The organism is Acinetobacter sp. 24-47-67 (genome assembly GCF_056779735.1).
In genome coordinates this window covers 61,140-73,515 of record NZ_JBWYIK010000012.1, presented here as the reverse complement: position 1 = coordinate 73,515, position 12,376 = coordinate 61,140, and the positions used below count along the sequence as shown (strand labels likewise).

The 12,376-nt window shown below is 39.9% G+C and carries 9 protein-coding genes; 5 read left to right on the top strand and 4 right to left on the bottom strand.

From position 1 onward, the window contains the following. The 3 genes from AC1M9K_RS13065 to rimI form a co-directional block, all read left to right on the top strand. A partial coding sequence (locus AC1M9K_RS13065; protein ID WP_481589492.1) for an elongation factor Tu occupies positions 1 to 808 on the top strand: 808 nt, incomplete at its 5' end. A gap of 207 nt (positions 809 to 1,015) precedes the next feature. Further along, positions 1,016 to 1,897, top strand: a complete 882-nt coding sequence (locus tag AC1M9K_RS13060) for a metal-dependent hydrolase (RefSeq protein ID WP_035267371.1) — start codon at positions 1,016 to 1,018, stop codon at positions 1,895 to 1,897. A 105-nt stretch (positions 1,898 to 2,002) separates the two neighbouring features. Next, positions 2,003 to 2,461: a ribosomal protein S18-alanine N-acetyltransferase gene (gene rimI, locus AC1M9K_RS13055; protein ID WP_481589497.1), complete on the top strand. Its 459-nt coding sequence runs from the start codon at positions 2,003 to 2,005 to the stop codon at positions 2,459 to 2,461. A 14-nt stretch (positions 2,462 to 2,475) separates the two neighbouring features. Here rimI and AC1M9K_RS13050 read toward each other — a convergent pair whose 3' ends face one another. From AC1M9K_RS13050 to trxB, 3 genes are all read right to left on the bottom strand, one after another. Beyond that, positions 2,476 to 3,291, bottom strand: coding sequence for an arginyltransferase (locus AC1M9K_RS13050; RefSeq protein WP_180028761.1), 816 nt, complete (start codon positions 3,289 to 3,291; stop codon positions 2,476 to 2,478). 17 nt (positions 3,292 to 3,308) lie between these two features. Next, positions 3,309 to 4,040, bottom strand: coding sequence for a leucyl/phenylalanyl-tRNA--protein transferase (gene aat / locus AC1M9K_RS13045; protein WP_481589496.1), 732 nt, complete (start codon positions 4,038 to 4,040; stop codon positions 3,309 to 3,311). A gap of 115 nt (positions 4,041 to 4,155) precedes the next feature. Continuing rightward, a complete protein-coding gene (trxB, locus tag AC1M9K_RS13040) occupies positions 4,156 to 5,103 on the bottom strand; it encodes a thioredoxin-disulfide reductase (RefSeq protein ID WP_035267378.1) in 948 nt (315 codons plus the stop codon). Between the two features lie 261 nt (positions 5,104 to 5,364). Between trxB and AC1M9K_RS13035 the strand changes: the two genes are divergently transcribed. Next, positions 5,365 to 8,517 carry a DNA translocase FtsK 4TM domain-containing protein gene (locus AC1M9K_RS13035; RefSeq protein ID WP_481589491.1) on the top strand — a complete coding sequence of 1,051 codons (3,153 nt, stop codon included), beginning with the start codon at positions 5,365 to 5,367 and terminating at the stop codon, positions 8,515 to 8,517. 45 nt (positions 8,518 to 8,562) lie between these two features. Here the strand turns inward: AC1M9K_RS13035 and AC1M9K_RS13030 are convergent, their stop codons facing one another. Next, positions 8,563 to 9,660, bottom strand: coding sequence for a helix-turn-helix transcriptional regulator (locus AC1M9K_RS13030; protein WP_481589490.1), 1,098 nt, complete (start codon positions 9,658 to 9,660; stop codon positions 8,563 to 8,565). A gap of 239 nt (positions 9,661 to 9,899) precedes the next feature. On the opposite strand from AC1M9K_RS13030, the gene AC1M9K_RS13025 reads away from it, so the two are divergent. Beyond that, positions 9,900 to 12,293, top strand: a complete 2,394-nt coding sequence (locus tag AC1M9K_RS13025; RefSeq protein WP_481589489.1) for a YadA family autotransporter adhesin — start codon at positions 9,900 to 9,902, stop codon at positions 12,291 to 12,293. The last annotated feature ends 83 nt before the right edge of the window (positions 12,294 to 12,376 follow it).

Genomic DNA, 12,376 nt, shown 5'->3' with positions numbered 1-12,376 from the left:
TCCATACATCGTTGTATTCTTAAACAAATGTGACCTTGTAGACGACGAAGAGCTTCTTGAGCTAGTTGAAATGGAAGTTCGTGAACTTCTTTCTACTTATGACTTCCCAGGCGATGACACTCCAGTTATCCGTGGTTCTGCTCTTGCTGCACTTAACGGTGAAGCTGGTCAGTTCGGTGAAGATGCAGTTGTTGCTCTTGTTGAAGCGCTTGACACTTACATCCCAGAGCCAGAGCGTGCTATTGATAAAGCATTCTTAATGCCAATCGAAGACGTATTCTCTATTTCTGGTCGTGGTACAGTAGTAACTGGCCGTGTAGAAGCTGGTATCGTGAAAGTAGGCGAAGAAGTTGAAATCGTAGGTATCAAAGACACAGTTAAAACTACAGTAACTGGCGTTGAAATGTTCCGTAAACTTCTAGACGAAGGCCGTGCGGGCGAGAACTGTGGTATCTTATTACGTGGTACTAAGCGTGAAGACGTACAACGTGGTCAAGTACTTTCTAAACCGGGTGCGATCAAGCCACACACTAAATTCGATGCGGAAGTATACGTACTTTCTAAAGAAGAAGGTGGTCGTCACACTCCATTCCTTAACGGTTACCGTCCACAGTTCTACTTCCGTACGACTGACGTAACTGGCGCGATTCAATTGCAAGAAGGCGTTGAAATGGTTATGCCTGGTGACAACGTAGAAATGTCAGTAGAATTAATCCACCCAATCGCAATGGACCCAGGTCTACGTTTTGCGATCCGTGAAGGTGGTCGTACAGTTGGTGCTGGTGTTGTTGCTAAAGTAACTGCATAAGTATTGATTGTGTGAAAGAAACGCCCCTTTGGGGCGTTTTTTTATGGAATCTATAAAATTGTTAGACAATAAGAGTTGTAAGCTGTCCTTAACTGATAATGATGTGACCTATAAGGCATTTATCATAAAAATAATAAATCACTAAGATGAAGTAATGAAAAGAATCATAAAACTAGATTTGGATAGATCCCGAATAGGAGTCCAGCAATGAATGCTAAAGTAAATATTACAAATCGTGCCGGTGCATCATTTCCAGTACGTCGTATGCAATTTGATTTTGATCACGTACCAGAATATTGGATGAATGGTTCAGCAGGATTAACTCATTTCATGACAGCGTTATCTGCATTATTTCCTGCAGGTGAAAAATTCTTTATCGATTCAGTGCGTGCAGTTCGCCAACATCCAGCCATTAAAGATAATGAAGATCTCCAAAAAGAGATTTCAGCATTTATTGGTCAGGAAGCAATGCATACACATGAGCATGCTGGCTTTAATGCATCAGCACAAAAATTTGGTCATGATGTTGCTGCACTTGAAAAAGCCACAGATACGGTCATTCAAACTTTTCGCAAGTCAGCTAGCACCGTTATGAAACCATTTGGTATTTCACAAGAAATGATCGATCTGATGGGAACGACTGCGCTAGAACATTTTACAGCAACCATTGCCTCAGAATTATTGCGTAACGAACATATTCAAGCATTAATGACTGATGAAACAATGGCGACGATGTGGGCTTGGCATGCCATTGAAGAAAATGAGCATAAGGCTGTCGCATATGATGTATTTGAAGGTGTGTTCGGTAAAGGAATCAAATCTTATCTTGCTCGAACATCTTCTTTAGTGGCAGCAATGGTTGTGCTATTCATGGTGCAGACTTATTTTGTAGCGCGTTTATTGAAAGACGATAAACAGTTAAATATTGCATCTTTGAAAGATATTTATACCTATGGATATAGCCCATCTAAAGGCATTATTTCTGGTATGGGTAAGGAAATGTTGGCTTATTTTAAACCAGGCTTCCATCCGAATGATTTGGATACCGTGGGTTTATTGGCAACATGGAAAGCAAAACTCGGTTTTTAAGTATTTACTTTTGTGCATTCGGGCAGCGTAAGCTGCCTTTTTTTATTTCATTTATTTTCGAACTTTCTATAATGTACTAACTTAAAAAAATGCAATGTAATGATTATGATTCGACCGATGCTGACATCAGATGTTGAGGTGGTATATGAAATTGAAAGTTTGGGGCAGACGCATCCTTGGACAAAAAAACAATTTTCAGAAGCGGTTGATTCATATCAATCCACAGTGATTGAATACCAGAATCGTGTTGTTGGTTTCTGTATTTTACAGCCTGTATTGGATGAAGCAAATTTGCTGTTGATGGCAGTTCATCCGAAAATGCGTGGAAAAGGGTTGGGATATCAATTGCTTGAAGCTTCAATGGCTCAACTCAATAATGATCCCGTACAAATCTTTTTAGAGGTCCGAGAAAGTAATAAGGCTGCGATTGCACTATATCAGAAATCCGGATTTCATCAAATTGATATGCGTAAAAACTATTATCCAACATTAGATGGTGGAAAAGAGCATGCCATCATTATGGTAAAGGCATGCAGTGATAATTTTGCAGATTTATTCAAGTGACAAAATTCAATACCCTACTTTACAATAAAGTTATTCCATTCAGAGGGAAGTGTCGTCATCAGCATATGACCTAATTGATCGATTTCTTCGTTGCTGAGCATTTTATTAACACGTCGCCATTGACCATCCAGTAATAATTCAAAAGGCGCATATTGGGACTTATAGTTCATTTTGAATGAATGGGGTACCCAATATCCTAAATATACAAACTCTTGATTGTGCTGCTTTACATATTCAATTTGCTTAAGGACTGCAAAAACACCTAAAGAACGTTTGGATTCATCTGGATCAAAAAATGTATAGACGGCGGATACTCCATCATCTAATACATCGCAGGTTGAGACACAAATGAGTCGATCATCTTTCCAAAGTTCTATAAAGAAACTATTGCTACAACTGTGAATCAAAAACTTCTCGAATTGATCATAGCTAGGGGGGAACATATCTCCATCTGAATGACGCTCATTGATGTAACGTTCATAGAGTTGATAGTGTAAATCAGTAGCATCTTGAGTTTGGGTTATTCTAACTTCTAAGTCTTGATTACGTTTCCAAGCTTTCTTTTGTTGACTGTTCATTTTAAAAGCATCAACAGGTACACGACATGAAAGGCATTGTCGACACAAATGACATTCAGGTCGATAGACAAAATCTCCGCTTCTTCGAAATCCTACACGAGACAATTCTGATAAAGTTACAACGTCGATTTTATGAGCAGGATCTAAAAAAACCATCCGTGCTGATTTCTCGGGAAGATAACTGCAGTCATGCGGTGGTGTAATGTAATACTGCAGTTCATTTAATAGGGACTGGGGTTGATAAGAATTCATGTTGTCCCTCCTATTTCTCAATCCATGAGTCGTTGATCAAATGCTATTGTTTTACTTGAAAATACACCGTCTTTATACTTTTGCCAATCAATCTGAGGCTGTTTTATCACATCTTGTAACGAATTAAGGTAGTCTTGGCGAGAAATTGTGCAAGCACCTAAGCTCATGAGATGATCATTCACCAATTGACAGTCAACCCAGGGTGCCTGGTTTTCAAGGCTGATCAACATGAGGGTATAAAAAGCCATTTTTGAAACATCAGTCTCTCGACTAAACATGGATTCACCAAAAATACCCTGACCTATAGAGACACCATAGAGCCCGCCGACAATCGAATTTTCTCTGCGAACTTCGACACTATATGCATAGCCTGACTCAAATAATGAACAGTAACCCTGAATGATATCTTCAGTAATCCATGTTTCATTGGCATAACTTCGTGGTAATGAGCAAGAACGTATCACATGTTCAAAATCACGGTTAATGGTAATCGTATAATCATGTTTTTTCATGTTACGAATGAGTGATTTACTTGGATGGTATGACGAAGGGTAGATAATGCAGCGAGGTTCTGGACTCCACCAGCAGATCGGCTCACCTTCGGAAAACCAAGGAAATAAACCATGTGTATAAGCTTCAAATAATGTAGAAGGGGAGAGGTCAGCACCTATACAGATTAGTCCTTGACCTTCGGGATCGGATTCAATTGGATTAGGGAAAATAAACTCAGAAGGAGGGAGCATAGGGATTAAGTTCTAAAAATAATAATGAAAAACCGAAGATAAAAATGTTTAAAATGATTATGCCAAGTTGAAAGAATAAAAAAACCACCCGAAGGTGGTTTTTTTGGTTTTTAAATAAATATTAGTTGTCTAAATATTTCTCAGCGTCCAAAGCAGCCATACAACCTGAACCTGCTGATGTAATTGCTTGGCGGTAGATATTGTCTGCAACATCACCTGCAGCAAATACGCCTTCAACAGAAGTCGCAGTTGCATTACCACGTGTACCACTTTGAACTTGGATATAACCATCACGTAGTTCAAGCTGACCTTCAAACATTGCAGTATTAGGTTTGTGACCTATAGCGACGAACAATCCAGTCACTTCAACGTTTTGAGTTGTAGTATCAGTTGTAGATTTCAAACGAACACTAGTAACGCCATCTTGAGGGTTACCAAGTACTTCTTCAACTTCATGGTTCCAGATGATGCTGATTTTCCCTTCTTTCTCTTTTGCAAAAAGATGATCTTGAAGGATTTTTTCAGAACGTAATTTATCGCGACGATGTACAAGTGTTACATGTGAAGCAATGTTTGATAAATAAAGCGCTTCTTCAACCGCAGTGTTACCACCACCGACAACCATGACTTTTTGATTTTTATAGAAGAAACCATCACAAGTTGCACACGCACTCACACCTTGACCCATATAAGCAGCTTCGGATTCTAACCCTAAGTATTGAGCCGTAGCGCCTGTTGCAATGATCAAAGCATCACACGTGTATTCTTCCATATCACCTTTTAAAACGAATGGACGTACATTTAAGTCAACTTCGTTAATGTGATCGTAAACCAATTCAGTACCAAAACGTTCTGCGTGAGCTTGCATACGCTCCATTAAAGCAGGACCTGTTAAGCCTTCAGGATCACCTGGCCAGTTATCAACTTCTGTAGTTGTGGTGAGCTGACCACCCAATTGCATACCAGCGATCAAAGTTGGTTTTAAATTTGCTCGTGCAGCATATACAGCTGCGCTATAACCTGCAGGACCAGAACCTAAAATAATCAATCTTGAGTGACGAGCGCTCATGTATAAGCATCCTTTTAATTTGATATATCGATTTACTGAAAATTATACGTGAAACTTCACCACAGTTGTGTGGAATGAATGTGGATTATATTGATCAACTAAATCGAATTGAGCTATATAGTTAAAAGTGTTAACAAGGAAACCTTAGAAAGCTGCACCTTTTTTTAATGAACAGGTGCATAATAGTAAGTTTTCTATAATGAAGAAATTGTTCCATTTCAACATTAGAACATTAATGAATAATCGTTTACAGGAAAGTATATGACTGCGGTGTCGAGTGTATATGCACAGCGCTTAGTTTTAACATTCTTCTTAATATCATTTGGTATTTATCTGTTTTTAGCAACAGTGACTTATACGCCATTTGATCCGGGTTGGATGCATATTTCGAGTGATACTCAACAAGTTTCAAATGCAAGTGGTGTCGCAGGTGCTTGGATTGCAGATCTCTTATTTGGATTTCTGGGCTGGGCAAGTTTACTGATTCCAATTTATTTATTCATTGAAGCGATTCAAGTGTGGTGGCCAAGAAGTTTTTTGAGTCGTCCATTTCGTTTTGCTGCTCAATTTTTCATTTTACTTACCGTCGCGAGTTTGTTTTATTTACTTTGGTCAGTGCCTGCAGATACGCTTGCTAATGCTTCAGGTGGAATCATTGGTTACGAATTGGGTGAGAGTTTAAAACAGCTTTTGACGATTTATGGCGCCGTTTTTTTTCTGATCGTACTTAGTATCGTTCTAATCACACTGGCTTTTGGTATTCAGTGGAACAAGACATGGTCTACTCTGAAGGCGACACCCGCTTATTTGCAAGATTTGTTCTATAAAAATGTACCTGAGACTGAATCAGCTTATGATTTGACGACTCAGCCAAAAGCGAAAAAAGAAATTGAACCTAATCTAAAAGGTTCAGCTCAAGTCCCTCATCAAGCTGAGCTCAATAATGTCGATCATTTAGAAGAGAAAGATCAATTACAAGCGCGTCATGAACGTACTGCTGAAAAACTATTTGAAGATATGCGTTTCCAAGAGTCTCAACAAAATCATCGTTTTGATGAAGATGATGAGGCAGAGCTCGAGCGTACCATCGCGAAAGCGCATGAGTTAGAGCGTGAGAGTCAACGTATTGTTCCAACGGGTGAAGTTTGGAAAGCCTTGCATAGCGATGAAGATCATAAAAGAGAAATTGATGAGCTTTTGCGCGCAGCAGAGGAGGATCAGGTTGATCAACGTACTTCAGAAATTAATGATTTAAGTAAAAACGTTCGAGTAGAGCAGCGCTCAATTGTTCAAGATACTGCTTTGGACTGGAATGATGATCAAATCTTTGATGAATTGCTTGAAGTTGTTCCACAAGGACAGCATGCCAAAGATATTCATACTCCTTTTCATCATCAAACAAATCCTTCAGGTCAATCTGCTGATGATCAAAATACAGCATCCCTAATCCAAAATACCTCAGCTATTGGCGCAAGTGCTCTATACGCAAGTCAATCGAGCGCAGCTGCGGAAGCGATCACTAAAGCAGATTTGTTAGCTTCTGAGCTTGATGGTCTTGCATCACTTGCGGATGAAGCAGAAGCTTTGTCTAATTCAGAGGTCAAGCGTCCAAATTTGGTGACGCCAAATATTAAATTTATGACTTCACCTAAGTCAGATACAGTCGCGGAATATGAATCAGAGCAAGACACTATTGCCCCATCACCACAAAACATTGTTGAGCAAGAGGGATCATCAATTCCTGTTACTAAAGTGAGTGATGAGGAAAAACAACGTATATCTTCAGATAAAGATGCTTTTAGAGAAGCTTGGCAAGAAACGGTAGGTAAGCCTGAAGTTGAAGAGGATGAGTTTGATTTCGATGCGCCATTAACAGATGCTGCTGGTCGTCCAATGTCTCGTGCAATGCAAGTTGCGGAGCGCCGTAAAGATTTATCACCACTTCCTGGTTTAGATTTACTTGATGAAGTAGACCCAAACAAAAAAGTAAACTTCACTGCAGAACAATTATCAAGATTATCAGAACTGTTAGAAATTAAATTACAAGACTTTAATGTCAAAGCGAAAGTGATTGAAGCTCAACCGGGTCCAGTCGTGACCAGATTTGAACTGGATCTTGCGCCTGGTGTGAAAGCCTCGAAAGTAACTAATATTTCTCGTGACTTAGCACGATCAATGTCGATGGCATCAGTACGTGTGGTTGAGGTGATCCCTGGAAAACCTTACATTGGAATTGAAGTTCCGAATAGCATACGTGAGATGGTGCGCCTGATTGAATTGGTACAAATTCCAAAATTTAAGGATCCAGATGGAATCTTATCCATGGCCATGGGTAAAGACATTTCTGGTAACCCAGTCATTACTGAGTTGGGCAAGGCACCACATATGTTGGTTGCGGGTACCACAGGTTCAGGTAAATCTGTTGCTGTAAACTCGATGATTCTATCGATGCTTTTAAAATATACGCCAGATCAATTGCGCCTTATTTTGATTGATCCTAAACAACTTGAATTGGCGAACTATAACGATATTCCGCATTTACTCACGCCTGTTGTGACTGACATGAAAGATGCAGTCAGTGCTTTAAATTGGTGTGTGAATGAGATGGAGCGTCGTTATAAGCTGATGTCGTTCTTAAAAATACGTAAATTGAGTGACTATAACCGTAAAGTTGAAGAAGCAATTGCCAATGGTGAAGATCTATTTGATCCAACTTGGAAAGCCAGTGAGTCAGTTGCTGGAGAACGTGCACCTAGACTTACACCATTGCCTTCGATTGTGATTGTTGCAGATGAATTCGCAGATATGATCATGCAGGTGGGTAAGAAAGCGGAAGAAATGATCACTCGTTTAGCTCAAAAATCACGTGCTGCTGGCATTCATTTATTACTTGCGACACAGCGTCCATCCGTCGATGTAATCACGGGCTTAATTAAGGCGAATATACCGACGCGTGTTGCGCTACGTGTAAACTCTAAAATTGACTCGCGTACGATTTTGGATGCGGGTGGTGCAGAAGATTTGCTTGGACATGGTGATATGCTGTTCTTAGGACCAGGTAAAATTGAGCCTGAGCGTGTGCATGGTGCATTTATTGCCGATGACGAAGTGAACCGTATTTGTGATGCATGGCGTGAGCGTGGTGCACCAAACTATGTGGATGAAATTCTCACCCCATTTGATGAAGAGCCAGCATCACGTGGCTTTGAGGATGGTGATGGTGCTTCTGACCGTGACGCACTTTATGATCAATGTGTTGCTTTTGTTTTAGAAACCCGCAAAGCATCCACTTCATCTTTACAGCGTAAGTTTAGTCTGGGTTATAATCGTGCCGCACGTATTATTGACCAAATGGAAGAAAACGGTATCGTGAGTGCAATGGGCGCAAATGGTAAACGTGAAATTTTAGTTTAACGAAGACTGACTCAGAAAAAGCAACCATAGGTTGCTTTTTTTTATTTAACTCAAAAAAGTGTTGTTTTTGGGGGTAGTCCATTGGCTGGCAAATGTGATCAGTTCACTCACAGAGTGAACATTCAAGCTTTGATAAACTGACTTGACACAATCTTTAAATACCGCAGGGCTAATGGATAATTTTTGTAAAATTTCACTTTTATTCATGCCTGTAATTAACGAAAAAGCCACTTGGCATTCTCGGGGGGATAGATCAAGTGCTTCTAGTTTTTTTAAAATAATGAGGGAGCGTGGTAATGAGCGCTTTAAGTATAAGGCGATATTTGTATCGGTTGTATTTTGACTACTTAACCATTCAGCACGAAGGGTTAATATTCCATTAGGAATGGTCAAACTAAGCTTGGGGATTTGTTGCCCATATTTAAGCTCATTGATGACTTGATAGCATGATTTTGGCAACGCTTTATATGGTTCCCAAAATTCATAATGTATCGGGAAGAGATTCAGTAAATCCTTTGCAGCATCAGTCATCATGACTAAATCATTTTGAGAATTCACGATTAACAACGCTTGATCTGATTCAATTACATCGTCGCCATCCTCCATTTGATTGTTAAGCGCATATTCGATATAGACACCAGCTTGTTCTAATAAACGATGATCTTGTAATTGGAAGGGTTGTGACATACGCCTATAGAGGGTAATACCTCCTGCAGGAATATGATTGCGTTCTAATCTTAGATCTAGTGTATGGTGAAGACCGCTTTGGCGCACAATCATCTGGTAGGTTAAGCTATGAAAATACGGATCATCTGGGCGTAAAAGATTTCCGACTTTGGGTAACATAGGGCAGTTGAGCCAGCGGATATGGCTTTCGGTTTTTAAGTTTAAGAATAATTCAGTATTTTCTTGGACATACCTCATCGACTGAGGGTTAAGATTTTTGTAATACAGTATATAAGGTTCACCATTTGGATAGGTCAGTGCCATACCGTAGGCATCATGTGGAATCAAAAAATTCAAATAGTCAAAAATACTGGGCGCAATGGTAAGGAGCGGAAGTTGAGTACAGCAAAGATTTCTCAGGCGATGGAGGGTGCCGAGCCTTGTTCGATCACTTTTACGAAAACTTATTGAATTCATCTTCGACTGAACTGTTTTGATTATAACAAATTCAAATTATAGATTTTTTTAAAAAAATTGAGATAAAAAAGTAAATATTAATCATTTTTTCACAAAAATATTTTTTTCATCCCCCCTTAAAGGGGGGCTTCTAGATTATCAGCTTTATGGTTTGATTTTCCTCATTATAAAAGGTCTTTCTTGCAAACTATGGAAAACCTGCAAGTGACATGACCATGTCAAAAACTAAGGGGAATTACATGAACCATATATACCGAGTTATCCGTAAACGTAATGGAAAATTAGTCGTAACAGGGGAACTTGGACGTACACGTTTTACACAATCTTTAAAAAATATTGGAATGACGACAGGTTATCTGATTTTAATTGGGGCATTAACCGCAATGACGAGTCAGGTGCAAGCTGATGAATGTGAGGGTTCAACAGGCACAGCGACGAATTCAGACACTACATCTTTCATCTGTGGTGAAAATAACTCAGTGGTTGCACCGAACAGTGTGGTTATGGGACAAAGCAATAACGTCAATATTGGGATGAATCATACTGTTTTTGGTTTGAATAATACGGTGACACCAAACGCTGTAACGACAACGCAAAATAATGTGGTCATTGGAAATCAAAACACAACGCATCATACAAGTAATATTGCCATTGGTAATAATCAAGTGGTTAAGGGGGAAGGGAGTATTGCGATCGGTAGTTCAAATACTGCTGAAGGGGGTATCTCTATAGGTATTTCAAATTTAAACTCGTCTGTAAAATCTGTTGTTGTTGGTATGAATAATATTCACGACGTCAACACTAATGGCTCGATGATTTTTGGTGGATTTAATGAGGTTGGTGCGACGAGTTCTCATATATTTGCCTCCAACAGTAATGTGCAAGGTCACACTAATGTGGCTGTCGGTGGTTCTATTATTATTCGACCAGGACCAAATTATACATCCGTAAGAGAGTCAGTAGCGATTGGTGAGCTGAGTCAGGTTTATGCGAGCAACTCTGTTGCTTTAGGTAGTGCATCTGTTGCAGATCGAGAGAATGTTATTTCAGTCGGTAGTGATCAATTAAAACGCCGAATCATGAACTTAGCATGGGGATTAGATACTCATGATGCTATTAATGTTGATCAATTGACAGACAGTTTACAAAGAATTCTGGGTACTGGGGTGACTATGTTTCAGGGGAGTGTGATGCCCCTTTCATTTGAAATGCAAGGCTCTACATACCAAAACGTAAATCAAACAATTAGAGGGATTGATATTGAATTTACAGCGTTAAAAGACCGAGTGTCTGCACTCGAAAATAATGGTGTTGGTGGTGAAACAGGTACAGGTACCACTGGACCAGCTGGACCAAGTGCGTACGAGGTTGCTGTGAGTAATGGATTTGAGGGCTCTGAAACAGATTGGCTTACATCATTAAAAGGTGAAAAAGGCGATAAGGGAGATAAAGGTGATCAAGGTCCACAAGGATTGAAAGGTGACAAAGGGGATCAAGGTATACCAGGTACAAGCGGTGGACCTGGTGGCGGTGTAGGACCACAAGGTGATAGTGCTTACCAAGTGGCGGTGAATAATGGATTTGTAGGAACAGAGCAAGATTGGCTGACGTCACTCAAAGGAGATAAAGGTGACCAAGGTCCTCAAGGATTGAAAGGTGATAAGGGAGATCAAGGTGATCAAGGACTTCAAGGCTTAAAAGGCGACAAGGGCGATAAAGGTGATCAAGGACTTCAAGGCTTAAAAGGTGACAAAGGTGATCAAGGATTTAGTGCTTTTGAGATTGCTGTACAAAATGGCTTTAATGGCACCGAACAACAGTGGCTAACGTCTTTGGCTAGTGGTGGAACTGTCGCAATATCTGTTGGAACAAATCCTAGTGAAAATGCAATATTACCAAATGCAACAGGTGAAGATGCTCTTGCAATCGGAAGTTCATCAGTAGCATCGGGTCGTGAGAGTATTGTCATTGGGGCTGAATCACAAGTCGCTGGTGAACATGCAACAGCTTTAGGAAATCACAATACGGTTACGGGTGAAAATACGCATTCAGTTGGTAATTTCAACAATATTTCAGGAAATAGTACTGTAGCTCTTGGGAATAATATAACGTCTGACGCAAATAATGCTGTTCTTTTAGGAAATGCTTCGTCTACCGATCGGGACAATACGGTTTCAGTGGGTTCCTCTACGCAACAGCGCCAAATTGTTAATGTGGCAGCAGGTACAGCGGATACCGACGCAGTCAATGTAAAACAAATGCGTCAAGCAGATCAGCAAGTTTTGAGCGATGCACAGGAATATACGAATATACGAACCAATGAAATATTGAATCAGGCCAATGAGTATACTAGTCGACGTGTAAATGCTTTAGAACAGAGTTTTGCCGATGAACGACGTGACACTCGAGCAGCTATTGCAGCATCTTTGGCTGTCGCTTCATTACCCCAGCCAACTTATGCTGGTGCAAGTATGTTCAGTGCAGCTGCTGGTACATGGGATGGTGAGCAAGGTATTGCCATTGGATTTAGTGGGGTTTCTGAAACGAATCGCTTTGTCTATAAAGCATCTGGAACCACAAGTTCACAAGGTGATGTTGGTGGTGCTATTGCATTGGGTTGGCAATGGAAATAATCTAAGTTTCACCCAAACGTAAAAGTAACCTTAATACGAAACTATTTTTTAACAGGTATAAGATAGATTTAAATCAAAAAAGC

Bases quoted from the DNA above. Each gene is read 5' to 3' on its own strand.
- rimI (WP_481589497.1), top strand. From the start codon at position 2,003: ATGATTCGACCGATGCTGACATCAGATGTTGAGGTGGTATATGAAATT.
- AC1M9K_RS13030 (WP_481589490.1), bottom strand. From the start codon at position 9,660: ATGAATTCAATAAGTTTTCGTAAAAGTGATCGAACAAGGCTCGGCACC.
- trxB (WP_035267378.1), bottom strand. From the start codon at position 5,103: ATGAGCGCTCGTCACTCAAGATTGATTATTTTAGGTTCTGGTCCTGCA.
- AC1M9K_RS13060 (WP_035267371.1), top strand. From the start codon at position 1,016: ATGAATGCTAAAGTAAATATTACAAATCGTGCCGGTGCATCATTTCCA.
- AC1M9K_RS13025 (WP_481589489.1), top strand. From the start codon at position 9,900: ATGAACCATATATACCGAGTTATCCGTAAACGTAATGGAAAATTAGTC.
- AC1M9K_RS13035 (WP_481589491.1), top strand. From the start codon at position 5,365: ATGACTGCGGTGTCGAGTGTATATGCACAGCGCTTAGTTTTAACATTC.
- AC1M9K_RS13050 (WP_180028761.1), bottom strand. From the start codon at position 3,291: ATGAATTCTTATCAACCCCAGTCCCTATTAAATGAACTGCAGTATTAC.